The organism is Mycobacterium neglectum (genome assembly GCF_002591975.1).
Classification (GTDB): Bacteria; Actinomycetota; Actinomycetes; order Mycobacteriales; family Mycobacteriaceae; genus Mycobacterium; species Mycobacterium neglectum.
Genome location: NZ_NVQE01000041.1, coordinates 1 through 25,147, shown reverse-complemented (window position 1 = coordinate 25,147; position 25,147 = coordinate 1). Strand labels below are relative to the sequence as shown.

General features: G+C 64.6%; 26 protein-coding genes and 2 pseudogenes. 14 read left to right on the top strand and 14 right to left on the bottom strand.

Translation table 11 applies throughout. The features are described 5' to 3' along the window. The first annotated feature begins 26 nt into the window (after positions 1 to 26). The gene (locus CSQ99_RS31525; protein WP_245909066.1) at positions 27 to 1,547 is read left to right on the top strand and encodes a hypothetical protein; all 1,521 of its coding nucleotides are present in this window, start codon (positions 27 to 29) and stop codon (positions 1,545 to 1,547) included. A gap of 367 nt (positions 1,548 to 1,914) precedes the next feature. Beyond that, entirely contained in the window at positions 1,915 to 2,913 is a 999-nt protein-coding gene (locus CSQ99_RS24540; protein WP_141562728.1) for a beta-ketoacyl-[acyl-carrier-protein] synthase family protein, read from the top strand. On the opposite strand, the gene CSQ99_RS24535 is transcribed toward CSQ99_RS24540, so the two are convergent. From CSQ99_RS24535 to CSQ99_RS24480, 12 genes are all read right to left on the bottom strand, one after another. Then, positions 2,900 to 3,682 (bottom strand): ESX secretion-associated protein EspG, encoded by a 783-nt coding sequence (locus CSQ99_RS24535; RefSeq protein ID WP_099041609.1) that lies wholly within the window; start codon positions 3,680 to 3,682, stop codon positions 2,900 to 2,902. The genes CSQ99_RS24540 and CSQ99_RS24535 overlap by 14 nt on opposite strands. A gap of 14 nt (positions 3,683 to 3,696) precedes the next feature. Beyond that, positions 3,697 to 5,289 carry a hypothetical protein gene (locus CSQ99_RS24530; protein WP_099041608.1) on the bottom strand — a complete coding sequence of 531 codons (1,593 nt, stop codon included), beginning with the start codon at positions 5,287 to 5,289 and terminating at the stop codon, positions 3,697 to 3,699. Between the two features lie 31 nt (positions 5,290 to 5,320). After that, a complete protein-coding gene (locus tag CSQ99_RS24525) occupies positions 5,321 to 5,695 on the bottom strand; it encodes a hypothetical protein (protein WP_099041607.1) in 375 nt (124 codons plus the stop codon). Positions 5,696 to 5,770: 75 nt separating this feature from the next. Then, the gene (locus CSQ99_RS24520; RefSeq protein WP_099041606.1) at positions 5,771 to 6,055 is read right to left on the bottom strand and encodes a hypothetical protein; all 285 of its coding nucleotides are present in this window, start codon (positions 6,053 to 6,055) and stop codon (positions 5,771 to 5,773) included. A 14-nt stretch (positions 6,056 to 6,069) separates the two neighbouring features. Then, positions 6,070 to 6,339: a WXG100 family type VII secretion target gene (locus CSQ99_RS24515; protein WP_176561204.1), complete on the bottom strand. Its 270-nt coding sequence runs from the start codon at positions 6,337 to 6,339 to the stop codon at positions 6,070 to 6,072. Positions 6,340 to 6,406: 67 nt separating this feature from the next. Further along, positions 6,407 to 7,216 carry an ESX secretion-associated protein EspG gene (locus tag CSQ99_RS24510; protein WP_099041604.1) on the bottom strand — a complete coding sequence of 270 codons (810 nt, stop codon included), beginning with the start codon at positions 7,214 to 7,216 and terminating at the stop codon, positions 6,407 to 6,409. Further along, the gene (locus tag CSQ99_RS24505) at positions 7,213 to 8,295 is read right to left on the bottom strand and encodes a PPE domain-containing protein (protein ID WP_099041603.1); all 1,083 of its coding nucleotides are present in this window, start codon (positions 8,293 to 8,295) and stop codon (positions 7,213 to 7,215) included. The genes CSQ99_RS24510 and CSQ99_RS24505 overlap by 4 nt, the downstream gene beginning before the upstream one ends. A gap of 1 nt (position 8,296) precedes the next feature. Further along, a complete protein-coding gene (locus CSQ99_RS24500) occupies positions 8,297 to 8,593 on the bottom strand; it encodes a PE family protein (RefSeq protein WP_099041602.1) in 297 nt (98 codons plus the stop codon). Positions 8,594 to 8,617: 24 nt separating this feature from the next. Continuing rightward, positions 8,618 to 9,760 carry a hypothetical protein gene (locus CSQ99_RS24495; RefSeq protein ID WP_099041601.1) on the bottom strand — a complete coding sequence of 381 codons (1,143 nt, stop codon included), beginning with the start codon at positions 9,758 to 9,760 and terminating at the stop codon, positions 8,618 to 8,620. Between the two features lie 163 nt (positions 9,761 to 9,923). After that, positions 9,924 to 10,208 carry a hypothetical protein gene (locus CSQ99_RS24490; protein WP_099041600.1) on the bottom strand — a complete coding sequence of 95 codons (285 nt, stop codon included), beginning with the start codon at positions 10,206 to 10,208 and terminating at the stop codon, positions 9,924 to 9,926. A 393-nt stretch (positions 10,209 to 10,601) separates the two neighbouring features. Further along, entirely contained in the window at positions 10,602 to 10,973 is a 372-nt protein-coding gene (locus CSQ99_RS24485) for a YbaB/EbfC family nucleoid-associated protein (protein WP_245909065.1), read from the bottom strand. Then, positions 10,955 to 11,275, bottom strand: a complete 321-nt coding sequence (locus tag CSQ99_RS24480; RefSeq protein ID WP_099041598.1) for a hypothetical protein — start codon at positions 11,273 to 11,275, stop codon at positions 10,955 to 10,957. The genes CSQ99_RS24485 and CSQ99_RS24480 overlap by 19 nt, the downstream gene beginning before the upstream one ends. A 128-nt stretch (positions 11,276 to 11,403) precedes the next feature. On the opposite strand from CSQ99_RS24480, the gene eccA reads away from it, so the two are divergent. From eccA to aroQ, 9 genes and pseudogenes are all read left to right on the top strand, one after another. After that, on the top strand, positions 11,404 to 13,221 hold the full coding sequence (eccA, locus tag CSQ99_RS24475) for a type VII secretion AAA-ATPase EccA (protein WP_099041597.1): 1,818 nt from the start codon (positions 11,404 to 11,406) through the stop codon (positions 13,219 to 13,221). A gap of 44 nt (positions 13,222 to 13,265) precedes the next feature. Beyond that, a pseudogene (locus CSQ99_RS24470) lies at positions 13,266 to 14,249 on the top strand (MinD/ParA family ATP-binding protein); the annotation flags it as partial. A 39-nt stretch (positions 14,250 to 14,288) separates the two neighbouring features. Next, entirely contained in the window at positions 14,289 to 14,672 is a 384-nt protein-coding gene (locus CSQ99_RS24465) for a nuclear transport factor 2 family protein (protein WP_099041595.1), read from the top strand. After that, positions 14,669 to 15,160, top strand: coding sequence for a DUF3237 domain-containing protein (locus tag CSQ99_RS24460; protein ID WP_099041594.1), 492 nt, complete (start codon positions 14,669 to 14,671; stop codon positions 15,158 to 15,160). Before CSQ99_RS24465 ends, CSQ99_RS24460 begins: the two co-directional genes overlap by 4 nt. Before the next feature lie 30 nt (positions 15,161 to 15,190). Further along, the gene (locus CSQ99_RS24455) at positions 15,191 to 15,793 is read left to right on the top strand and encodes a TetR/AcrR family transcriptional regulator (RefSeq protein WP_099041626.1); all 603 of its coding nucleotides are present in this window, start codon (positions 15,191 to 15,193) and stop codon (positions 15,791 to 15,793) included. Between the two features lie 84 nt (positions 15,794 to 15,877). Then, positions 15,878 to 17,092: a chorismate synthase gene (gene aroC, locus CSQ99_RS24450; RefSeq protein WP_099041625.1), complete on the top strand. Its 1,215-nt coding sequence runs from the start codon at positions 15,878 to 15,880 to the stop codon at positions 17,090 to 17,092. After that, positions 17,092 to 17,592 (top strand): annotated as a pseudogene (locus CSQ99_RS24445) (shikimate kinase); the annotation flags it as partial. The gene aroC and the pseudogene CSQ99_RS24445, both read left to right, overlap by 1 nt. 139 nt (positions 17,593 to 17,731) lie before the next feature. Beyond that, positions 17,732 to 18,814 carry a 3-dehydroquinate synthase gene (gene aroB / locus CSQ99_RS24440; RefSeq protein ID WP_099041592.1) on the top strand — a complete coding sequence of 361 codons (1,083 nt, stop codon included), beginning with the start codon at positions 17,732 to 17,734 and terminating at the stop codon, positions 18,812 to 18,814. Between the two features lie 2 nt (positions 18,815 to 18,816). After that, positions 18,817 to 19,278 (top strand): type II 3-dehydroquinate dehydratase, encoded by a 462-nt coding sequence (aroQ, locus tag CSQ99_RS24435; protein ID WP_099041591.1) that lies wholly within the window; start codon positions 18,817 to 18,819, stop codon positions 19,276 to 19,278. A 13-nt stretch (positions 19,279 to 19,291) separates the two neighbouring features. On the opposite strand, the gene CSQ99_RS24430 is transcribed toward aroQ, so the two are convergent. After that, positions 19,292 to 21,118, bottom strand: coding sequence for a bifunctional sugar phosphate isomerase/epimerase/4-hydroxyphenylpyruvate dioxygenase family protein (locus CSQ99_RS24430; protein WP_099041590.1), 1,827 nt, complete (start codon positions 21,116 to 21,118; stop codon positions 19,292 to 19,294). A gap of 61 nt (positions 21,119 to 21,179) precedes the next feature. Here CSQ99_RS24430 and CSQ99_RS24425 point away from each other — a divergent pair, with 61 nt between their 5' ends. The 3 genes from CSQ99_RS24425 to CSQ99_RS24415 all read left to right on the top strand — a co-directional run bounded on the left by CSQ99_RS24425 (position 21,180) and on the right by CSQ99_RS24415 (position 24,211). Beyond that, on the top strand, positions 21,180 to 21,851 hold the full coding sequence (locus CSQ99_RS24425) for a TetR/AcrR family transcriptional regulator (RefSeq protein ID WP_425437867.1): 672 nt from the start codon (positions 21,180 to 21,182) through the stop codon (positions 21,849 to 21,851). A 98-nt stretch (positions 21,852 to 21,949) separates the two neighbouring features. Then, complete coding sequence (locus CSQ99_RS24420; RefSeq protein WP_099041589.1) at positions 21,950 to 22,807, top strand: shikimate dehydrogenase; 858 nt, start codon at positions 21,950 to 21,952, stop codon at positions 22,805 to 22,807. Positions 22,808 to 22,852: 45 nt separating this feature from the next. Next, on the top strand, positions 22,853 to 24,211 hold the full coding sequence (locus CSQ99_RS24415) for an MFS transporter (protein ID WP_099041588.1): 1,359 nt from the start codon (positions 22,853 to 22,855) through the stop codon (positions 24,209 to 24,211). A gap of 25 nt (positions 24,212 to 24,236) precedes the next feature. Here the strand turns inward: CSQ99_RS24415 and CSQ99_RS24410 are convergent, their stop codons facing one another. Continuing rightward, a complete protein-coding gene (locus tag CSQ99_RS24410) occupies positions 24,237 to 24,986 on the bottom strand; it encodes an IclR family transcriptional regulator (protein ID WP_099041587.1) in 750 nt (249 codons plus the stop codon). Between the last annotated feature and the right edge of the window lie 161 nt (positions 24,987 to 25,147).

Genomic DNA, 25,147 nt, shown 5'->3' with positions numbered 1-25,147 from the left:
AAGGAAGAGTACGAAAGGTATAGGCAGTGGAAGCTACGCAAGCGATCTCAATGGTGACGGAGTGGATCCGGTCGCGGGGCATGGACTATCCCACCGATGGGCTGGAGGCCGACCGCTTTGCGGCCGGCTGGAGCGTGTATGCGCCGGTCGAGGTCGACGAGAGCGATCCGATGGCGTTCCTGCAGATGCCGGTTGGCCGATCGGTGTTCCTCGTCGGTGACTCCGGGCGTATCGAGGAGGTGTCGTCGTCGGTTCCACCGCAGCAGGCGGTCGAGAGGTTCATGGCGAAAGAACCCGCCTCGGTATCGGGCAGTGCTGCGGACGAGTCGGACTTCATGGCGGAGTTCGAGCGCCAATTCCGGGACGCCGCATCCGACGGCCCGCCGGCGTTCGCCGACTTCACCGTCGTCGATGGCCCGCGCGAGAATGCAGATCTCTCAACCGTCGGCGATGAAGTTGCAACCGCCGACGAGGCGGGGCGGCTGATCGAACCGATCGTGCAGCAGCTGGCCCAGCTGGGCCCGGCCGGGTGGGACGAATTCTCCGCCGTGTTTGCGTTCACGGTCACCTCCCAGATCGCCCAACTCCAGTTTTCGTCCGAGGACCGGACAGGACTTGTGCCAGTGCCCCAATCCGTCGCCGAGCTGGTCCGCCAACAACGGGAGGTCGCGGCGCGGATGCCTGCGGGCCCCTGGTTGCGGCTACTGCTGACATGCACCGATCGTGGCGAGACGACCGTGGAATACGACTACGGCGACGAACCGTTCCCCGACGATCAGCTGGTGGCGCCCGAGCACTACCGCAATGACTTGGAGGCGTACCCCCGCCAGGAATTGCCGGTGTGGCTGGCCGGATATGTCGCAGGACCCGCGGCGCAGGGTCGAGATCCCCGGCAAGCGGTGACATCACAGATCGCAGACGAGGCCGTCGGCCGCACGGCGGCCGCAGCCACGGACCTCCCGCAGTTCGGAGAGTTGTCGGCTCGCTGGGCCGTGCTGTCGGCGGTGTATGCCGGCGTCGGATCTGATTGGGGGCCACGCATTTTCCCGGGCTACTTCTGGTTCGAGAGCGATGGTCGCAGCGGTGCGACACTCTTCATTCTCCCCGGGGACCGCGCGGTGCTATCGGGTGGCAAGTGGGACTCGGAGCTGCTGGACGCCGCCTACAACGGCCTGGAGCCGATGCCTGATCTCTACGGCGGTGCACCGGCTTGGGTCAACGACAGCGCGCTCAACACGCGTAATCGCAACGGCCTTTTGACTTTCTGTTACTGGTGGGCCGACGGTCAGTGGTACCGGGGCGGCACCGACACGTCGGGCGAACTTGCCGTCGCACTTCCCCCGGTGCTCACACCCGAAGACACCATCCGGGCAATGATCAGTCAAGCGGGTACCGGTGCAGAAGACGAATGCGAGGCCTTGCTGGCCGCTGCGGTCAGCCACACCGCTACGCCGACCGACGTCGCCGCCGTATTCGCGGACAAGCCGGACGCCGACGTTGCCGCTGCAGTCAACCAGCTCAGCCTCGCCGGCGTGTTGATCAGCTAGCTGGCGAAGTGCTTGTCGCTCAATGTATTAATGCCTGCTGAGGTCACCGGCAATACCGTGGCTTGCGGTGACCTACATATTCCCGGCCATCTGCAGTGGGTGTCGTATCTCGTCGGGTCGGAACGGCGATCCGTGTAGTCCTACGATCTCCGGAAGCTGATCTGGTGACTCAGCTTTTGGGCTGGGGGAACGACAAGATCGGCAACCAGTTCGCTGTCGGTGCGCAGGGTTACCGATCTCAGTAGGACTGGGTGGCGGGCTCGATCGATGCTAAGACTAACCTGCTCGACCACTACGCAAGAAGCCTGAGGGCCGCCGCGGACCATCTCGAACAGCAGGACGATGCCTGGGCGTAACGTGTGGCGACGTGACGGATTCCTTTTTGACTGCCGTCTCAGTGCTGCTGCCGGTCGCCACCCCGGTATCGGAGGAAGTGGCATCGGCCCCCGAGTGGCGTTCCGTGTGCCAGGACCCGGGTCGCACACCCGTCGACATGGCGATCGAATCGGGACGGCCCGCCGTCGAGAACTGCCGAATCGCGCCGGACCGGTTCGACTGGTTGATCCACACGGGTAGCGGACCACAGGGCACGCGGTCGTGGCCGGCACACCACGCGATTCAGGCGGCCCTCCTGGGATCCCACGGCAACGCCTTCGAGGTTCGCCAGTTCTGCGCCGGTGGTTTATCGTCGTGGGTCCTGGCCGACCGAATGCGGGGCAGCGACAGGGCCGTCGTCTGTACAGCCGCGGACAACTGGTCATGGACCGATCGGTTCGCGGTATCCCGCAACGACAGTGGCGAACCCGGCGCCGATCTGGCGAGCGCAGCGGTCATCGGCCCGAATGGATTCGCACAGATCCTCGGCTCGGGAAGTGCGAGCTGCCCAGAACATGCGGAAGCGTGGCGGTCGGACGACCGGTATTGGGAGTTGCAGCCTAACGAAGAGTTCCGTGATGTCTATGCACGAGCAGTGTCCAGCCAGACTGCCTCGTCGGTGGCGGCTATGGTCGAGATGATCCGCAATGCAATACTTTTCGCGCTTGGTGACTCGGGCATTTCGCCATCAGAGGTGACGCATTTCGTCGCGCCCAGTTCACGCAGCGGCGAACCGTATCGCCACCTGGCCGGCGAGTTCGGGTTGCCGTGGAGCGACGACTTGTATCGGTTCCACCTCGAACATGGGTATCTCAGCGTCTCTGCCCAGGCGGCCGCGCTGGTGAGCCTGGCAGAGGGGGGACTATTGACAACAGGATCGACCGTGCTCTTGACGGCAACCGAATACAACGTGAGTACCACGGCGATGGTCGTGCGGATTACGACACCGCCGCAGGTGGTTTCGCAACACCGCGTGACTACTGTTCGCTAGCTGGGTCCTGCTCAGCGCGCAGGTCACGAAGCTCGGCGACATCACCGGCGATCAAGCGGTTGATGCTTCGGGTCAACTGGGTCCGTGTCACCGGTGTCGCGAATTCGTAGGGCGCCTGCACCACGTAGTCTCCGTCGGCGGTGGTGATCCAGCCGATGAATTCCTTTGTCCGATCGGGCGCCCACTGCGTGGGTGGACGATGATCGGTGTGTATTTCGCCACCAGCCACCAGTTCGTCGAAAGAAATGACGTTCAGCGGATCGACAGTCGTCATTTCGTCGAAGATGGCAGAGTCGGCACGCGAGCCGGCGGTCGGGCGCGCTCTCACGTCCAGGCTGGGAACAGACACCTTGGAATGCGAACCCGGCACACCGGACAGCGCGGCGAGCTTTGCGATCTCTGTTCCGATCTCGTAGGCCGACATTTGGCGTACGGATATGACGTCATCTGCCCCCTGGTTGGCGATGAAGCCCAGATCATGCCATCGGGTTGCCGAGAATGCGGCGGTGATTTCGCGTGTGTTCATGAACATTGACTCGACACGAATCTCCGCATCCCGCAACTGAACATCCAACCAGCGTCGAAGATGCGCGAACTCGCCGGCGGCGAATCGCTCCATCAATCCCGTGCGGTAGGACCTCAGCTCGCCTTCGTAGCGGTATGGAACGGGTTTGGTGAAGCGGAATGGATAGGGCAGCGCACCCCGTCCGTATTCCTGGCAGAAGGTGTGAAGCTCCAAAACCGTAAGCGTGCCAAGGTTGCGCGTCATAAATGTGCACCGCGCTAGCGATTCCCCTCGGGTGGTACCAACTGTTGTCGGTGCCGCTGCTCGGCTTCGGATCCTGCACGCTGCACGACCTCTTCGCGGTGACCTCGATCCAATGGCGCAGGGGGCCGCCGGCGTTCTGGGCTGCCCGACTCGGCTCCCTGGCCGTGATCCTCACCGATCACCGGCACGACGGCGTCTACCTCGCCGGCGATCTCGCTTCCGTTCTGGCGACTCCGTAGCGCCTTGTTGACCTTGTGCTCCTTTCCTTGCGCAGCCCCCGCGCCATGTCCGGCACCGCCGGGTGTACCTGGCGGCCCCATAGCGCCCGCACCAGCGCCCGCTGCCGGTCGCGACGCTCCGGCGCCGTCAGCCTGCGTTGCCGCGGCCGCCAGACCCGGAAGTCGTGAAAGTTCTTTCGGCAGACCGCCGAGGCCTGCGCCACCGCCACTCTTGCCCGCGGTGCCCGAACTTGCGCCGCCCTTCCCGAGCTGAAGAGCGCCCTCGGGGAGGCTTGGCTTCTTTCCGGCATTGCTCGGAAGCCCGGTGGGCGACGCCTTCGCAGCCTGAGTGGCCGACCCAAGCGCCTTGCCGAGGCCGTTGGCCAGACCGCTCGCCGCGCCGGTTGCCTGCGACGGATCGGATGGTGACGGGCCGGTTGGCTGGCCGGGACCGGTGCCGTCAGCCGGTGTTGTCGGTAGGTTGGGCTGGTCACCTAGCCCCGTCGGCAGAGACGGCCCAGGACTTTTCGGGATCGAAGGCGATGCGCTGCCGAAATTGGGCGTCGACCCGCCGCCACTGAAGGGTGACCCGTTATAGCCACCGGTGGTCGTGTTGTTGCCTCCGGTCTCGTTGTTGGCGCCCGGTTTCTCGGGTAAGCCGGGGATATCGACCGGCTCGGCCGCCGCGGTGCTATCCCTGAAATGCGGATAATTGTCGTAGATGGCGTTGATGTTCGGTTTGTAGCTGTGGTTCATGACGATTCGCATGTACTCGTTGTAGTACTGACGGATCGCCTCTTTCTCGGCCTCAGTCGTTTCTTCGTAGTAATAGGACTGCTGTCCTGGGGCGCTTTCGATCGGTTGCCTTCTGTTGTCACGGTCGTGTTCGTACCTCTGATACATGTTGTCGAACTCGCCGAGTGGGTCTTTGACGAGATTGTCGTAGACGTAGGTGAGGGTGTCCCGGAATTTGTGAACCAGTTCTGCGCCCCGCAGCGCCGCCGTGCCGGTATAGAAGGGTTCGGACACTGACTCGACGGCATTGGTGAATGCCGCCTCGATGGTCTTGCCTTCCCAGTCGCCGGATTCCTTCAGGCTCTTCACTTCTCGTTCGAAGGCGAGTACGGAGGTATGAAGTTGTTCTCCAATGCTTCGCCACCGCTCATCCAATCGCGACGGGGCGGCGTCGGTCTGTATGCCTTTGACCTCGTTCCACACGTCTTCGAAGGTTCTGGTCCCGAAGGCTTCCAGTAAGCGGGGTTTCAGGCCGGCGGCGGTCAGCGATTCCTGACCGTCGGAGGCTGTAATACCGTCGGACAGTTCATTGTCGTTGTCTTTGGAGACATCTTCTTTGTTGATGTCCGGTGCTGCTGGATCGTCTCCGCACACGTGCCAGACCCCTCTCGTCTATCTGGCGGTGCTAGCCACTGTCTACATCGTTGAGCCGCTCGTAGGCGACCTTGATTCCCTTTTGAAGCTCAACGAGGTACTTCCGGTAGTTCTTGACGGCCGCCTCGATTTCTTCGGGTGCCGTCTCGTTGAGCAGGGTTCTGGTATCCGTTGCCGAGACGAGGGTGCCGACGTGTGTCGAGATGTCGCTGAGGTCGGCGACCTTGGTCAGTATCTTGTCGTCGATGTCCTCAATGAAGGCGTTGATCGCGGTGTCCCAGGAACGCCAGGCCGTCTCACTGAATTTGACGAACCCGTCCCCGTCTTCATCACCCTTCGTGGCGTATTCGGCGCCATCGTGGAAAGTCTCGGCGAATTCGATGTTTTGATCGGTCGATCCGGCCATGTGCTACCTCTTGATAAATGATGTGAGGCCCGGGCTCGTCCTCCCCGGTGTCGAGCCCGGGCCTTGGGCAAGATGTCAGAAGGCCGAGGCGTTGGCCCGGTCCATCGCCTGCATGGCCGACTGCTGGTCGACGGCTTGCTGCTGTGTGTTGGCGACATTGTTGAGAGCCTCGTCCATCATCTCGCTCACCTTCACCTGCGCCTGGTTGAGTGCGAGGGAACCCTCGCCCTCATAGACCGTGGCCAGGGTGTTGAAGATAGACGCGATGTCGGCGCGGACTTCCTGAATTGCCTGGACGCCGCCACTGACGTCGTCGAGCGAGGCGAAGTTCTGACCGAAGTTGTAATGAATTTCACTCATGACTCGATGTCTCCTTAACCGTTGTCCAGGTTGGCAACTGACCGCATGTGCGTGGAGCCCTTCTCCACGATGTCGTTCAGCGTCGCGATGAGTTGATCGAACTCCTCGCGCTGTTGTTGCGCGGTGTTGCCATAGCCGCTTGCATAACTCCCGCGCCAGGCGGAGGTCAGCATGGTCTGCTGTGTGTCGCTGATCTGGTTCAGCTTGGCGACTGCTTGGTCGCGCGCATCGGTGATCTGCTGAATCTTCTGTTCAGCCTCTGCGGGTGTGAGCGAAACTGACATGTCGTTTCCTACTCCTCTCTGGTTGTATTTGCCGCGTGTGCATCGATCTGATCGGGGTGCAGTACGTCTAGAAGTCCCCCCATCCGCCCGAAAGCTCCACGAGCGCACCGATCGCCTGCCCGATGGCATGGTCGGAGCCACCCTTCAACGTCGTCCACAGTTGCCCCACCGGCGATGCGCTCGGCCCAGCGACAATGCGACCACGCTTTGTGTAGAAGACGCCGACGGCGGCCGGACATCGTGAGATCCGGTCCTCGTCACCGTCCAGTGCGTAGTACACAATCTCGGCGAATGCCTGCCGAGAGGCCAGTGCCGAACCGAGAAGCATCGCGGTGCGCGGTTCTGCACCGAACGTGCGGATGCGGTCGGACAGCTCGGTCGCGTCGTTGGTGCCGGAAAGCGCTTCACTGGCAGTATCCAGCGGAGCGCCAACGGCGGCGATCTCTGCGGCGGGCGCCGAGGGCAGATGAGCGAGCAGAACTCGGGCTGCGAGGGTAAGGCTTGGTTGGCCCTCGGCAACCTCAAACACGATCTCATCTTCGATTCGACGCGCCGAAATGCATTGTGCGCCCGAACATATCACCGAGACTCGGGCTATGCCGTCGGGAGTGACAAGCCGCATCGCCAGCTCTCGATCGGGTCGCTGCAACGCCCGCAGCAGTGCCACGAGATCGGGTGTCACCTCTCCGTTGTGGATCAGTCCCCGTCCGGTCAGCGCCCGGGTGGCATGGTCGACTGCGGCGTTGTGTGCCGTATCGGTGCCGTGCCGCGGCCGTACGGCAAGCACTACGGGCAGCGCCTGGACATCGACGCGAGATGCGACGACCTGCACCTCATCCTCGGTCAGAACGAAATGCGTTGTGAGAGTGCTATTCACAGTGTCAGCTCGCGATCCACCCCGATCACCGGGGGGGCCACCCAGCGGTCGTCGACCCGTTCCAGCGCGCGCTCCGGCTCCTCCGCGTAACCCTCGGCCGCGGGCTCTTCGGGTGCCGAGAGTTCGTCGAACACTGCCGTGTCGGGCCCCCAGCTGACGCTGGACACCATGAACGGCGAGTCGTTCTGCTCTGTGGTGGGCAGCCAGGATTGCCCGGAGTCGGACAGCCCCGCCCCCGGGTCGCCTGCGCCGTCGAGCGCGGCCGCGGGCTGCGTCGATTCATAGTCGCGAGTGTGGTCGCCTCGCGCCATCGCACCCATCGGGGCGAAGGGGGCACCGCCCATTCCAGCCGCGCCGGAACCGCCAGCCGACGCAAATCCCGTCTTCTGCAAGCCCTTCGGGTCCGTGGTCGATTGGACCTCGCGGGCGGTCATCGGTGCCAGCGGTATCGCAGGCACGCCGGCACCGGCCGCCCCACCACCGCCACCGCCTGCGGCTGCGCCATGGCCATTCTGCTCGGCTGCCAACGCGTTGCCATTCGACACCTGCGGCGGCAGCGGCTGTTCCCACGGTTGCGCGAGGTGAGCGACGGCTTCCTCATACTGCGTCATGACGGTGGCGGCGTTGGCCGCATCGGCGGTAGCAGCTTCATCGAACTCAGCGAAGCTGCCCGTGAGCACGGCGCCGTTGTACGCCGCCAAGGACGCCATCATGTCTTGTGCGGCCTTGGCCTCTATCGCCTCGGGCACACTGGGCATGGCCAGCACAGCCACGGTGTTGGCGACGGCGGCCTCTTCGGCCCGCTCACCGTTGGCAGCGGCGCTGAGACTGACCGCCTGCAGCCACTTGCCGAACTCCTCCAACCGTCGTGAAGCAGCGCCTGAAGCCTGACTTTCCCACACCGCGTTGAGGCGCATCAGGAGCTTGTCGAAATCGGTTGACACATTAGCCAATTCGTTGGCGACCCGCACCCACGCTGCACCGGCTCCTCCGACGGATGCCGGCCCTGGCCCCTCGGTGAGGTCGCGAGCCAGTTGCTCCGTGCTGCGCGAGGCCCACACAACGTTGGTGAAGCCCATGTCAGGAGATGAAGCCCTCGTCGGCGGCCGAGACGCTTTCCGATTGGCCACGCAGAGTCGCGGCGACCTCGTGCATCTCGGCGAGCGCCTGTTCGGTCGATGTTCCGAACGATGTGTGAACCTCGTTGAGGGTGCCTGCAACTCGCTGCGACACCTCATCGCGGCCCGATGCGGTTACGGTGAGGTTGGCTGCCTCGTCGCTCAGCACCCGCTCGGCACGGCCGGCGAGTTCGTCGAGTTGACGACTGATCTCGGCCACCTCGGTGGGCTGGATCGACAGTCCGCCGCTATCGGTCATTGCGCTTCTCCTTCAAATACCTATCTAGATCCGGAGTTCGATATCCGGGGACTCGTTGGGATCGGCCTCCCCGAGGACTGGGGGTGCCGCGGTGCCGAGATCACCGACGATCTCGCCGCCTTGGTCGCTGGTGTGCAGGAACGACGCCGCGGTGTGGCTGTTCGATGTCGAGTTGGCTCCTTGCCCGCCCATTGCGCCGTACGGTGCGCCCATCATGCCCGCGCCGCCCATCGGGACGGCGCCTCCCGGGCCGCGTGCCGACGCGGTTTGTGCCGGCGCGGCACCTGTTTCCGGCTGCACCATGGGAGGTGAGGCGATCGAGCGCAATGCGGGTGTGCCGCCGCCGCCACCGCCGCCGCCGCCGCCACCGCCAGTTCGTCCGGTACCCGAAAGCGGCGCCCCGGCGGCGCCGGCGCCAATCGGTGGGGCCACATCCGGTTGAGCGGCAGCACTATTGGCCGCCGACGCGGCTCCTGTGCCCGCATTGGCGCCTGCCTGGGCAGCCTTCATGGCCATTGACATCAGGGGTTTTGCCAGGCTGCCCATCGGTGAGGCACCCGCCCCGGGGGCTGCGGTAACGCCTACCGGCGCCCCTGCTGTCGTCACCTGCGCGGCCTTGGCGCCCAACGAACTCTGCAGTTCCGTGATCACCTCGGCCGCGCCTGCGATCGCCTTGTTCGCCGCCGCAATCGCGGCCGCCCAACCCCACGGAAAGATGATGCTCGGGCCGATCGCTGCCATGGTCGCCTGAAACTCGGTGATGATCGCGATCATCCGCACACGGGCCTGCGCCACATCGGCGGTCGCCGTTGCGAGGTTCGTCCGCAACGCATCGGATTGGGCGCCGACCTCGGCCCCGTCGGCGATCGCTGTCGCCGTCTTGGCCGCCGCGGCGGCACCAGAAGCGCCTTGCCATGCGTCTTCGGCGGACCCCAGTGATTTTTGCAGCGAGCCACTGGTGGACTGAAACGCCTGAGAGATGCCCGCCAACATCGTGGCTGGATCGACGTCCTCGAAAAGACCCGACCCCAAGGTTCCCAGTGCGTCGGTGACGGGACTGATCAGTGCGCTTGGGTCCATCGGCGGGGCCGCGTCCGGTGGCTGGCCTTCTTCCGGCGGCGCCTCGTTCTCATCCGGCTTCGCTTTTTCAATCGGCGGCAACCCCAATCGAGCCAGAATTTCTTTTACTGGCAAATTCAGAAACTCTTGCAAACTCTGCTCTTGAGCAGCAATAGCGGGCGTTGCGTCGTAGCCAGGGAGATTCTGGGCTAGGTCGCCTGTGGGGTTGACCGGAGTTGGTGGCAAAAGAGCGGCCATGTGCTCCGCCGCGCTATCCGTGGTCGGTGGCGACGATGGAGGCCTTTGACGCATCGGTGGCTGCACTGACACCGGCGTGTACACCGCCGACGAGCAGTGTGCCTGCCAAATTGTTTGCCTGCGAAGGGCCGTAGGCCGCTAGATAGGTTGCGCCGATGGGTCCCAGCGCTACCGCCGCCGCATTGAGCATCGCCGCAGAATCCGCGGATCCGACCGCAGTGATCATCGCGGAAGCCACCTGATTGGCTGTCGAGAAGTCCGCCATTCCCGCAGGAACGGCATGAAACGCCTCACTCATTGTTGTAATACCTTCCCCGGCTCGGTGTTAGGGCTGGTCCGCATGAGTCGGGATTCAACTATAACTGTGAGAGACCTGTGCAGCTAATTCTTTTTCCTGTCAATTGCGGCCCCCTCGAGCGAATTCTCTTAATTGACGTATCGTCAAATTGCTGAGCAAATGGTCGACTGCTGTGATCAGGGTCACTCAGCACGCCGACCTACATTTCGGGGATGAGATGGTGAAGTTGAACCGTTAGCCCATCACCATGTAGTCGATCGATTCCAGTTGGCTCAGTGCGGGAAAACCATTGTGCGCGTGGCGTGTTGGAGGTCGAGCTCAGCTAGCTTATCGTTGCGCTGTGTATGACGATTACCTGCGGTATCGACGATAATGTCGTGCAGGGGCAAAGGGCTATCGGGTGCCGGGCTCGAAAGTCGTTCCATCCCAACGAGTCAGGGGCCCCCGCTGGAGTTCACGCATGCGCTCGTGCAACTGCTCAGTGAGGTATGCCTGACGGTCCGCCGCGACCTTGGCAGCGGCGTGGGCGGTTTCCACGACCAGTTTGGCCAGCGCGTCAGCGCCGAGCTTGTGGGCATTGGGGCCGAACCAGAGTCCGGTCATTGAACCGAGGCCGTCGACTTCGACGCTGACGTTCTGGTCACGGCTGGTGACCCTGGCCGTGATCGATCGGCAGTGCTCGTCCATCGCCTGGACCAGGTCGCGCTGCTTGACGATGCGTGCGATCAACGAGTCGGCGAGTCCGGTCATACCGATCTCATCCACGTCGGCGGCGTGCCTTCGTCATCACCGAGAGCTTCGTGCTCTGCACGAATCACGTCTTCATCGGTGGCAAGGCCGAGCGTGCGAATCACCGTGCTATCGAAGCCCTTTTCGGCGAGATCGCGCCGGCGGGCGGCCTGTGCCCTGGCCGCGGACAACCTGCACAGCGACAAGATTTCGGCGGCCAGTTGCTGCAGCGGTCGCTTCAGTTCGGTCTCTTCGAGACGAAGCGCCAGTGGAAGCCCACGCTCGGAGGTGTGCACGGTGATCGTTCCATTTGCTGATCGAACGGTCGGTTGCCGCATACACCTAGGTTAGACAAACGGCGCGCGTTGCAACCGCGGAACTTAGTACAATCGCGGGCGAATTCGAGCGTCTAACCTCGCATGTCCGGCACGGGCGTACGGCGAAGTGGGGAGACAGGTCACCTTCAATGAGTGGTACCAACGACGCGCAACGGGTGTTCGACGCCGGCGTGCTCTCGCTTGGCATCCCGATCGACGGGCTCGAGGCCGAACGCGATGTGGGCTATGCAGCGCTTGCGTTCAAGCGGGCCACCGAATACGACCCCGACATGTGTGATGGCTGGTTGGGCCGCGCTGCTGCGGGCGACACCAGCTCGGAGGTGATCTATCACCTCTATCGGACCAGCACCACGTCGTTGTTCCGTGAGCAGAGAAGGCTGGGGCTTCCGCCCCGGGCGCTGAGCGGGCGGTTCCAGACGGGGTTGTACCTGGATTATCCCCTGGGCACCAAGACGGAGATCTGGCTGGCATATGCGGCCAGCATGATCGGCGCCAAGGATTACGACGAGGCGGAGTCCGTGCTCGACGAACTGGACGAGGTGCGCGCGACGGCTTCGGACGGGGACATTGAGTCCGCCGAGATCTGCGCCTACGTCCGGGGGGTCCTGCATTTCACCACCCAGCGGTGGCCGGATGTGCTCACGGCGCTGAGCAATTCGGCGTCGATTGGCGACGAGTACATTGCTGCGGGCGCTCATTTGATGGTGGGGTCGGCGTGCGCCCAGATGGGACTGTTCGGCGAGGGTGTCCGCAGACTGGATCAGGCGATCGAGGGGCCGATCCCGGCTGCGCGTAAGGCAGCGGAGTTCTGCAAGGGTCTGACGCTGCGTGAGATGGGCAGCGAGCAGGATGCACGGGTCATTTTCGAGCGGATCTACAGCGAGGAGCCGGGATTCGAGGCCAACGCCGCGGCACTGGCCGACCCGAAGTACCGCCTGGTCATCACGTCGAAGGAGATGATCGATTCACGCACCGACCGCTGGGATCCGACCAGCGCACCGAGCGCGGCCGATCTGCTCGGTGACGATCTGACCGAACGCGGCAACGAATACCTGCGCGCCGCGCAACACGAATTGGACCGCCAGATCGGTCTGTCGGAGGTCAAACTTCAAGTTGCCAAACTGAAGTCAACCGCGATGTTGGCAAAGGTCCGTGGTGACAAGGGGCTCAACTCCGCCGCCCGAACACTGCATCTTGCGTTCACGGGTCCGCCCGGCACAGGCAAGACCACTATCGCGCGGGTCGTCGCCCAGACCTATTGCGGACTGGGATTGTTGCGGACACCCAACGTCGTCGAAGCGAAGCGTAAGGACTTCGTCGGGCAGCATCTGGGCAGCACGGCGATCAAGACCACGGCGCTGATCGACTCGGCCATGGACGGGGTGCTGTTCATCGATGAGGCTTACACGCTTATCCAGACGGGGCTTTCGGGCGGTGACGCATTCGGAAAAGAGGCGGTCGACACGCTGCTGGCCAGGATGGAGAACGACAGGGACCGCCTGGTTGTGATCATCGCCGGGTACGACGCCGAGATCGACCGGTTCCTCGGATCCAACGAAGGTCTGACCTCACGCTTCTCCAAACGGATCCGATTCCAGTCGTACAACGCGTTGGAGTTGGGTGACATCGGGCGCCTCATCGCGCGGTCCCGCGACTCGGAGTTGTCAGAGGCGGCCTACGACGAGATGGTCGCCACCTGCGCCACTTTGTGCCAGGGCGAGGGGCTCGACTCATCGGGCCAAATGCGTCGACGCATTGATCTTGTCGGCAATGGTCGGTTCGTGCGCAATGTCATCGAGGCGGCCGAAGAGGAACGCGAGTACCGACTGAGTGAAAGCCACGGCGCGAATCTGGCCGAGCTGGACGAGGCATCGCTGATGCGTATCGAAGTCTCGGATATGACCGCGGCGCTCAAACAAGTGCTCGGCATGTTGACCCCGAACTGAGAAGGGGAGTGGCCATGACCCAACCGTTCCACCCCGACGACGGTGCGGCGCCGCCGACACCGTTCACAAGGGCGTCGGCTGGCACCGCGCGGCCGCTGGTGCCCACCGACGGCGAACTCGGACTGGTCTATAAGGAGCCCGCACCGCGTACCGGGTGGCGTGGCGCCGTGCACCGGGCGACCGGCCTCAATCCGGGCGTGTCGACGCGGGAAGCGGGCTATCGAACTCTGATGGACCGCGTGAACCAACCGATGCGGGGTCCTTCCAGCATCGCCGTTCTGTCCCAGAAAGGCGGCGTCGGAAAGACCACCATTACCGTCGGCCTGGGCGCGACCATGGCGGCCGCCCGCGGCGATCGCGTCATCGCGGTGGACGCCAATCCCGATTTCGGCACCCTTGCTCAGCGCGGACCCGACGACTGCAGTTCCACTGTGCGAGATGTGTTGCTCGACCCGAACATCGATCGCTATTCCGATATGCGGTTGCACACCTCCCAGAGTCCAAGCCGACTGGAGATCTTGGCTTCCGAACGTGACCCGGCCACCTCGGAAGCGTTCTCGGGAGCCGACTATCGCGGCGTCCTGGACGTTCTGCAGCGGTTCTACAACATCATCTTGACCGATTGCGGCACAGGGCTGGTGCATTCGGCGATGGCGGGTGTCCTGCATGACGCCGCCATGGTGATCGTGGTGGCATCGCCGGCTGTCGATGCCGCGCGCAGCGCATGGGCGACCCTGCGTTGGCTGGAGCGCAATGGCTATTCCCATCTGGTTCCCGGCGCGACGGTGGTGTTCAGCGCGTCACGGCCCGGGGAGCTCGGCTTGGACCTGAACCAGCTGGCCAGGCAGTTCCTGCCGCATGTGCGGGCGATGCATGTGATTCCGTTCGACGATCATCTCGCCGAGGGATCTGAGATCGATATCAGGCTGTTCACCAGGCAGACCCGCCAGGCGTTCCTGGAGTTGGCGGCGACCGTCGCCGACGGCTTTTCGGCGATGGGGGCCACGCACGGGTTCGGCCGCGCCTAGCTATTGCATACTCACAGTATGCTATTGCATACTGCGGGTATGCAAACTGTTGAGTTGGACCTGAGAACCATTTCGGAGCGCTACTTCGCCGCGTGGGCGGCCCATGATCCGGATGCGATCGTGGCTCTGCACACGCCCGACACTCGTTTTTGGATGCACATGGGCGGTGACCCCGTCGTCGGCCGCGATGCGGTGCGCGCCACCTTCGCCGAAATCTTCGCCCAGTTCCCCGATCTCACCTGGGAGACCTACCGGGTGCTCTTCGGCGACGACCACTGGATTCTCGACTGGGCTCTGATCTCCGGCGACGTCAGATTCGACTGCCTCGACGTCGTCAACGTGACGCCTGACGGGCTCGTCGCCCGCAAGGACACCTTCGTCGACGGCACGCAGCTGCAGGCCGCGCTGGGGACCCCCACGTGAACACCGCAACGCCGGTCGATCAGTTGCCGCTGATCGATTCGCTCCCGGTTGAGCACCTTTTCGATATGCACGTCAACCTGCAACCGGCACAACCGATCACGACTCCGGCGGGTATGCGGATGACCTTCATCACGACCGGCGGTGTTATCGCCGGGCCGAAATTGCAGGGTGAGCTATTGCCCGGCGGCGGCGACTGGCTTCTCGTCGGATCCGACGGTGTGGGGCGGGTGGACGTCCGTGCCACCATCCGAACCCACGATGACGCGTTGATCCACTGCGAGGCGCGCGGCATCATCAAGGTCCCAGCGGACGGGCTCGAGCGGCTGGCGGCAGGCGAGGTACTGGGATTCGACGAGACCTATGTGCGGACGACGCCGACGTTCGAGACCGCCGACGAACGCTACGCATGGCTGTCCGGCCTGGTCACTGTCGGCTACAACGTCCTGTCGCCGAACCACATCGACTACCGCATCTATCGGGTGCTCTGAACCCGGCTCATGTTGGGCTATGGTCGGCCCGTGGCGACAAGGGTGGCCAGACGAACCCAGGCCGAGCGCACCGAGGCGACGACAGCCGCACTCGTGGACGCCGCACGTGAGCTGTTCGCCCGTGACGGCTACGACGCGACGTCACTCGACGCCGTCGCTGCGCGCGCCAAGGTGACCAAGGGCGCGGTCTATCACCACTTCGAGGGCAAGCGCCAGTTGTTCGAGGCGGTGTTCGGCCGTGAGGTGGAGGGGATGGGGACTCCGCTCGCCGCGGCCTATGCGCGGAAGAAGGATCCCTGGGACGCTTTCAAGGCGGGCTGCAGGGCGTTCCTTGACGAGTGCCTCGACCCCGGTCTGCAGCGCATCGTTCTGCTGGATGCGCACGCCGCGATCGGCTGGGAGGGCATCCGCCGACTCGAAGCTCCGCTGCTGGAGATGATGGAGCTCGCGATATCCCGCGCGGCCGATGCCGGCCGGATCGCGCCGCGGCGGCCCGGCCCGCTCGCGTCGTTCCTGTTCGGTGCGATCTGCGAAATGGCGATGATCGTCGCTAGGGCCGACGACCAGAAGTCCGCGCATCGCGATGCGCTCGCCGAGATCGGCCGGGTCCTGGACGGCCTCGCGACCCCCTAACAGCGACTTCGGTGCGCCAACGATCGCTCAGCGACCGTATGCGCACCGAAATCGCAAGGGGTGAGCTATGGGAAGATGGGACGCGTGTTGCGATGGACTACAGCTGGTGAATCCCACGGCCGCGCTCTGGTGGCCGTTGTCGAAGGCATGATCGCCGGCGTCCCCGTCACCTCCGACGAGATCGCGGGCCAGTTGGCCCGGCGCCGCTTGGGCTACGGCCGCGGCGCCCGGATGAAGTTTGAAAAAGACCAGGTCACCGTGCTCGCGGGAGTCCGTCACGGCCTGACGCTCGGCGGCCCGATCGCCATCGAGATCGGAAACACCGAATGGCCCAAGTGGGAGACGGTCATGGCCGCCGACCCGGTCGAAGAATCCGTGCTCGGCGAGGAGAGCGCTCGCAACGCGCCGCTTACCCGGCCGCGGCCCGGCCACGCCGACTACGCGGGCATGCTCAAGTACGGTTTCGACGACGCACGACCCGTCCTGGAGCGGGCCAGCGCGCGTGAGACCGCTGCGCGGGTCGCCGCGGGCACGATCGCCCGGGCGCTGCTGCGGGAGGTGCTCGGCGTCGAGGTGCTGTCGCACGTCATCTCGATCGGCGCATCGAAGCCCTATGACGGTCCACCTCCGCAGTTCAGTGACCTGACGGCCATCGACGAGAGTCCCGTGCGCGCGTTTGATCAGGCCGCTGAATCTTCGATGATCGCCGAGATCGAGGCGGCCAAGAAGGACGGTGACACGCTCGGCGGAATCGTCGAGGTGGTGGTCCACGGGCTGCCCGTCGGACTCGGCTCTTTCACGAGCGGCGACAACCGCCTCGACAGCCAACTGGCCGGCGCGGTCATGGGCATCCAGGCGATCAAAGGCGTGGAGATCGGCGACGGCTTCGAGACAGCCCGCCGTCGCGGCACCGTCGCCCACGACGAGATGTATCCCGGCGCCGACGGTGTGATGCGCTCGACCAATCGGGCGGGCGGTCTGGAAGGCGGCATGACCAACGGTCAGCCGCTGCGCGTGCGGGCGGCGATGAAGCCGATCTCGACCGTGCCGCGGGCACTGGCCACCGTCGACATGGCCACCGGCGACGAGGCCGTCGCGATCCACCAGCGCTCCGACGTGTGCGCGGTGCCTGCCGCGGGTGTCGTCGTCGAAACCATGGTGGCGCTGGTTCTGGCGCGGGCGACCCTCGAGAAGTTCGGTGGCGACTCGCTGACCGAGACGCGGGCCAATGTCGACAACTACTTGCGTGCTGTCGCCGAGCGCGAGCCGTCCTCGCAGCCGGTTCAGGCGTCGGGCTGATGGCGCCGAAGGCGGTGCTGATCGGGTTGCCCGGATCGGGCAAGTCGACGATCGGCCGTCGGTTGGCCAAGGCGCTTGACCTCACGCTGCTGGACACCGATGCCGCGATCGAGGAGACGACCGGCCGCACCATCGCCGACATCTTCGCCGTCGACGGCGAAGCGGAGTTCCGTCGCATCGAGGAGACCGTCATCCGGTCCGCGCTGGCCTCCCACGACGGCGTGTTGTCGTTGGGCGGAGGAGCCGTCACGACCGAGGGTGTGCGAGACGCGCTCGCCGGACACACAGTCATCTATCTCGAGATCAACGCCGCCGAGGGTGTGCGCCGCACCAGCGGACCCACGGTGCGCCCGCTGCTGGCCGGCGGAGACCGCGGCGAGAAGTTCAAAGCGCTGATGAACCAACGAGTCCCGCTGTACCGGAAGGTCGCCACACTGCGGGTGAACACCAACCGTCGCAATCCGGGCGCGGTCGTGCGCTACATCGTGGACCGACTCGAGAGTTCGGAGATGTCACGCCAACAGCGGCGACGGCGTCGTCCACCGTGGCGTCGCACTCCTACGACGCTGACACCGGCCCCCACCAACGAGGCGCCCCCGTCGCCGTCGGCGCTGGCGGCCAAGAAAGCTGCGGGATCTCATGAGTGAACCGGTCACCGTCGAGGTGCTCGTCGATCGGCCGTACCCAGTGATCATCGGTACCGGCCTGCTCGGCGAACTCGAGCGCACCCTGGCCGGTCGGCACAAGGTTGCCATCCTGCACCAGCCGACACTCGCGCAGACGGCGGAGGTTATCCGTAACACCCTGGCGGACAAGGGGATCGACGCACATCGCGTCGAGATCCCGGACGCCGAGAAGGGCAAGGACCTGCCGGTTCTCGGGTTCATCTGGGAAGTGTTGGGCCGCATCGGTATCGGCCGCAAGGATGCGATCGTCAGTCTCGGCGGGGGAGCGGCCACCGACGTCGCAGGTTTCGCCGCCGCAACCTGGCTGCGCGGAATCGACATCGTGCACGTGCCGACCACCCTGCTGGGCATGGTTGACGCAGCGGTCGGCGGCAAGACGGGGATCAACACCGATGCGGGTAAGAACCTGGTCGGTGCGTTCCATCAACCGGCCGCCGTGCTCGTCGACATCGCGACGCTGGAAACGTTGCCGCGCAACGAACTCGTCGCAGGCATGGCCGAAATCGTAAAGGCCGGCTTCATCGCCGACCCCGTCATTCTCGACCTGATCGAGGCCGATCCCGAGGCCGCGGTGGACCCGACGGGAACCGTGCTGCCCGAGCTGATCAGGCGTGCGATCGCCGTCAAGGCCGAGGTCGTCGCGGCCGACGAAAAGGAATCGCAGCTTCGCGAGATCCTCAACTACGGCCACACCCTTGCCCATGCCATCGAGCGGCGGGAGCGCTACGAATGGCGCCACGGCGCAGCGGTGTCGGTCGGCCTGGTCTTCGCCGCCGAACTGGGACGGCTGGCCGGTCGCCTGGATGACGACACCGCAAATCGGCATCGGACCGTCCTCGAGGCGCTGGGGCTACCGGTCGAATATGACGCCGACGCCCTACCGCAACTGCTGGAATACATGGCAGGCGACAAGAAGACGCGCGCTGGGGTACTGCGATTCGTCGTGCTCGATGGACTCGGCAAGCCCGGACGCCTGGAAGGGCCGGATCCGTCGCTGCTGGCGGCGGCCTACTCGGTGATCGGAAAGGTGGCATAGCGATGAGCGAACCGCAGGAAGAGCAGTCACGGTTGAAAACCGTGCTCGTGCTCAACGGGCCGAATCTCGGCCGCCTCGGCAAGCGTGAGCCGGAGAAGTACGGCAGCACAACCCATGACGAGCTGGTCGCCCTGATCGAAGGCGAAGCCGAGGATCTTGGCCTGAAGGCCGTTGTGCGACAGAGCGACTCTGAGGCAGAGCTGCTCAATTTCGTCCATGCGGCCGCCGACGCGGGTGATGCGGTGATCCTCAATGCCGGTGCGCTGACGCACACGTCCATTGCACTACGCGACGCGTGCGCCGAGCTACGGGCGCCGTTGATCGAAGTGCACATCACCAATGTGCACACCCGCGAGGAGTTCCGACACCGGTCCTACATCAGCGCCGTCGCGACGGGCGTGATCGCGGGGCTGGGTGTGCAGGGTTACGTGCTGGCATTGCGGTATATCGCTGCGGTCCAGTAGGTCGCACGCACGATCATCGCTTTGCGCTGAGGCGTCCTGCCCGTTGGGCGGCGAGCCGGACTGGGGCGTTGTCACTGCCGTAGCCGTCGTAATTGCCGCGGCGCTCGACGAATTCGAAGAAGACCGAGCCGACCGTGCGGGTGTAGAAGTGGACGAACTCGCCATCGGGACTTCGGTCGTAGAGCAGGTCGAGCTGCCTCAACGCCGCCACCGTATCGGCATCCACGCCGAAACGCCCTGCGACATAGTCGTAGTAGTTGTCGGGGACCGATAGGAACGCCAAACCGCGCGCACGTGCCCGACGCGCCACCTCGAACACATCAGAGCATGCGAAGGCAATGTGTTGCGGCATCCCGGCATCGTCGAGCACATGCGGGGCGACGTTGAGGGGCAACCGGACCGCGCCGTCGACGGTTCGCATCACCTGGCTGCGCACCAGGCCCTTGGGTGCGGCCACCTCGGTCGGCGCATCGGCGGAGAGCTCGAAGATGCTCGTCAAGAAGAGCACCGCCTCATCGGCGGTCTGCCATGGTTGCGCAAGGTTGACATGGTCGATGGCGCGCACCGCGGTACCCGTGTTGACGGGCATGCCGTTCTCGAATTCGTCGACCCACGCCGGTGGCAGCCCGGTCGGAGGCGCGGTGACCCAGAAGATCTCGGAACCGTCGGGGGCCACGGCGCCGCCCATCGGCTGTTCGGAAGCATAGGTGCGGCGGTAGGCGGGCGGAGCCATCAAGTCCTCGGCCCGTTTGGTGGTCGCGTCGGCGTCGGGCACCTGAAGGCCTATCGCTGCGATGTGCGGATCCAGACCGCGTGCTTGCTGTTCATTGAGGACGATACGGGCATCACCGGCGACCCACAGCGACACCGGCTTGGTCCGGTGGCGTCCACGCGGGGTGAAGCCGAGCTGCTCGAGGAGAACCTCAACCTCGGTCGTGTCCTCGGCTTTCAATTCGACGAAGTCAAAACCATTGGGCGGCTTGGCATCTGTCACCGGCCGTAACCGCCTGGTATCGACCAGTGCCGACTGTGCCGCCACCTTGTCCTGCAGCCACACCAGTGAGCGCAGCGCGTGCAAGGCCGTCCGATCCGGGTCGGTCTGGCGGAAGGTGTCGTTGAACACCTCCAACGACAGCGGTCCGTCGTATCCGGCCGCCAACACACGCGACACGAAGGTCGCGAGCTCGAAATCGCCCTCACCGGGGAACAGCCGGTGGTGGCGGCTCCAGGACAACACATCCATCGACAGGGCGGGAGCGTCGGCAAGCTGCAGATAGAAGATCTTGTGGCCGGGAATGCCTGCGATGGCCGAGGTGTCGTGACCGCGGGACAGTACGTGGAAACTGTCCAGGCAGAGTCCGACCGCCGGATGGTCGGCCAACTCGGCGATCCGCCAAGCTCGGCGATAGTCGTCGACGAAACGACCCCAAGCCAGCGCCTCGAACGCGACCTTGATGTCGAACTTCCGCGCCAGGTCGCCCAAGCGGCGAAGCTGGCCCGCGGAGTGCTCGTCGGAGTCGACGGTTGCGGTCGCGACATTGCTGCACACGAGGACCGTTCCTATGCCGAGGCGGCGCGCGGTCACGAAGGTGGCTTCAGCGCGCCGCATGTTCTCGGCGAACGTCGTCTCGTCGACGCCCTCCATATCGCGCAGCGGCTGATAGAGATCCAGTGACAGGCCAAGGCGTCGGGCGAGACTTCGGACCTCCTCGGGACTGTGGTCGCTGGCGATGAGGTCAGGCTCGAAGACCTCGACGCCATCGAATCCGGCCGCCGCGCAGGCGTGCATTTTCTCCGTGAGCGAGCCGCTGATCGAGACGGTGGCGATGGATGTCTTCATGGTGCCTCCATTCGAACGTAATGTACCAATTGGTTAATTAGTTGGGAAGAGGTGCCGAGTAATGCGCCGTCCTGCCAGTAAGCTGCCGAAGGTGACCGCCGAGTCCCGCCCGGAGCTACAGCGCGATGCCGAACGCACGCGCGCGGACTTGCTCGCGGTCGCGACCGAGGTATTCGCCGAGTCGGGCTATTCCGGCGCCCGCGTGGACGACATCGCCGAGCGCACCCGCACCACGAAGCGGATGATCTACTACTACTTCGGCGGCAAAGAACAGCTCTACCTGGCGGTGCTGGAGAACGCGTACCGGGGCATCCGCGAGGCCGAGCAGCGCTTGCAGGTCGACCACGTCGATCCCGTCGTCGCGATGCGCAGGCTTGCCGAGCTGACGTTCGATCATCACCTCGATCACCAGGCATTCATCCGGCTGGTATCGATCGAGAACATTCACCGGGGCCAGTTCATCAGCCGCCTCGACTCGCTGCGCGATCTGTCGCAGCCGGCCACGTCGGTGCTGGATCGGATTCTAACTTCCGGCCACGCGCAGGGGGTCTTCCGTGATGACGTCGATGCCCTGGATGTCCATATGGTGATCAGCGCGTACTGCGTATTCCAGGTGGCCAACCGCTATACGTTCGGCTTCCTGTTCGGCGTCGACTTCACGGACGTCGCGCAGCGCGCGCACCTGCGACGCATGATCGGCGACGTCGTCGTCGGCTGGCTCACCGCCCGCTGATCAGAGAGCTCCGTCACTACTGGTCCTTGACGAGACACGCACCACAGTGTTCTACTGCACGTACGAACTAGTTAGTACATTAATCAGGACGGTGCACTGTGAGTTCCAGCCCCTATCTGGTCGGCCTCGTCGGCCAGGGTGTCGGCCCGTCGCTGACACCGGCGCTGCACATGGCAGAGGGCCGCGCCAATGGCCTCGACTACGTGTACCGCACCATTGACCTGACGACGGCCGGTGTCGCGCCCGAACGCGTCGGCGAGGTTCTGCGCTGGGCCCGCGCGCTGGGCTATAACGCGCTCAACGTCACCCACCCCTGTAAGCGGTTGGTGATCGATCACCTCGACGCACTCGACGAGGATGCGGCCGCACTCGGCGCGGTCAACACCGTGGTGTTCGAGGACGACCGCACGGTCGGCTACAACACCGATGCTCCTGGCTTCGGGACCGGGTTCGTCGAAGGGCTACCGGGCGCCGCCACCCAGAACGTCACACTCGTCGGTGCCGGCGGAGCGGGCGCCGCGGTCGGGCATGCGCTGCTCGATCTGGGCACCGAGCATTTGACCGTCGTTGATCTCGACGTCGACCGGGCGACCGTACTGGCTCGCGAGTTGGCAGGAAGACACCCCAGCGCACGTGTCGACGCTTCGGCATTCGACAAACTGTCAGTGTTGCTGCCGGTCAGCGATGGGGTAGTGCACTGCACGCCAACGGGAATGGCAGATCACCCGGGCATGCCGTTCGAGGCGAACCTCCTGCACCGCGGGCTGTGGGTCGCCGACGTCGTCTATCGACCGCTGAACACCGCGCTTCTGACGGCGGCACGTGAGGTCGGTTGCCGAACGCTCGATGGCGGTCACATGGCGGTGTACCAGGCCACCACCGCGTTCGAGCTGATCACCGGGATCACCCCGGACGCCGCCCGCATGTCCCGGCACTTTCGCAGTCTTGTCGGGTGAATTCCCGCCCGTGAGAACCACTTCATCCAAAACTAGGAGGAGCCCATGAGCGTCATCGACAGCAATCCACCCGACCGGGTGCCTGCGGGCGCCCCAGAGCGGACACCCAAGAAGGCCGCACTGGCCAGCTTCATGGGTAGCGCCGTCGAGTACTACGACTTCTTCGTATTCGGTTTCGTCGCCGCATTGGTCTTTCCGAAGATCTTTTTCCCCGAGGGCAACGAGACTGTCGCGCTGGCCCAGTCGTTCGCCACGCTCGGAGTGGCCTACATCGCCCGGCCGGTCGGGGCGTTCGTGATCGGGCACTTCGGCGACCGGATCGGGCGCCGGAACGTGCTGATGTTCACGCTGCTCCTCATGGGCGCATCGACTTTCGCCATCGGCTGCCTGCCGACGTACGAGTCGGTGGGAGCACTCGCACCCATACTCCTGGTGACGTGCCGCCTGCTGCAGGGCTTTTCGGCCGCCGGTGAACAAGCGGGCGCCAGTTCGCTCACCCTTGAACATTCTCCCGACAACCAGCGGGCCTTCTACACTTCCTGGACCCTCACGGGCACTCAGGGCGGCCTGATTCTTGCCTCGCTCGTGGTGATCCCGGTCGTGGCGCTGCCCGACGAGGACCTGCTCTCGTGGGGTTGGCGTGTTCCGTTCTGGCTCAGCGCCGTCGTGGTGGTGGTCGCCTACTTCATTCGTCGCCGACTGAACGAGACCCCGGAATTCGAAGAGGCGAAAGCCACGGGCACCATCGCCCGGATGCCGCTGAAGCCATTGTTGCGCGACCACTGGCGCGACGTTCTCCGAGTGATCTTCTGCGCCTTCATTGCCGCGGTCTCCACGGTGTTCGCCAACCTGGCCATCGCCTACGGCAAGAAGATGGGCCTGAACGCGGACGAGACGCTCTGGCTGGTCGTGGTCGCGAACGTCGTGGCTCTGGGCACCCAACCGCTGTTCGGAAAGCTTGCCGACCGTATCGGACGCAAGCCGGTGTTCATCTACGGTGCGTTGTCGTCCGCGGCACTGATGCCGCTGTATCTGCTTTCGATGACCAGTGGCAACGACGTCCTGATGTTCGCGTTGGCTATAGCCACCTTCTCGTTCGGCTACGCAGCGGCCAACGCTGTCTGGCCCTCGTTCTACGGCGAGATGTTCTCGACCAAGGTTCGTTTCTCCGGACTGGCGATCGGCACCCAATTGGGTTTCCTGGTTGCGGGTTTCGCACCGGCGATCGTCACCGCGCTCGGTGGCGTCAGTGAAGGCGGTTGGGTGGCGACCAGCATCTTCACCGCCGTCGTCTGCCTCATCGCCAGTGCTGCTGCGCTGACGGCGCGAGAGACAAAGGATGTGCCGACCGCGCAATTGGGCCATAAGGGTGCCGACTCGGCGCGGCAACTCGTCGATCACTGAGAGTTCTGCGATGGTGCCCTGCCGGTCACAGCAAGCGGCCGATGCCGCGCGCGGCGACCTGCAGGGCACCGAGCAGTCTCTGGCGATCGCGTTTGAGGCTCGGCACGACCACGCCGATCGCCGCCGCCACGGTGTTGTCGGACGACCGAACCACCGGGACAGCCAGCGAACATGCACCGAGCGACATCTCCTCGCTGGTGGTCGCGACGCCGTCTCGACGGATTCGTTCGAGCTGCGTCGCGAGGACCGGCCGGACGACGATCGTGTAGGGCGTGATTCGAGTCAGGTTGGCAAACACGCGTTCCTGGACCTCCGACGGTGCGTGCGCGAGCAGGACCTTGCCGACACCGGTGCTGTGCATCGGCAGCCTGCTTCCGACGCTGCTGATGATGGGCACCGACGTGCGGCCCATCATCCGCTCGAGGTAGAGCACCTCGTCGCCTTCCCGGATCGCGAGGTGCACGGTGGCCAGAGTCGCCGCGTAGACGTCGTGCAGAAACGGCTCGGCGACCTGCCGCAACCTTCCCTCGACGGGTGCCAACAGGCCCGCGTCCCACAACAACCGACCCACCTCGAAGCGCCCGTCTTCCCGGCGCTGGAGAGCGCTTCCGGCAGCGAGTTCGCCGGCGAGTCGATGTGCGGTGGGAACCGGCAGACCCGCGCGGTGGGCGAGCTCAGAGAGAGCCAGGCTGCGGTGGCGTTCGTCGAATGCGCCGATAATCGCCAGCAAACGACTTGTGACAGTGACGCCGGGCGTCGAGGTGTTTCCCGCCATTTTCCTGATCCTTCCGCTGAGCGAAACTCTAGTCCGAGGTGCCTCACCTAATTGTGAGCGCGAAGGGTGAGCTGGTGCCTCACGCATAATGAGCGCGTGGGGGCTTGCGTTACTTCGCCGTGGCCAATCGGTTGATTGACGGTTGCAATGCTTCCAGGTCG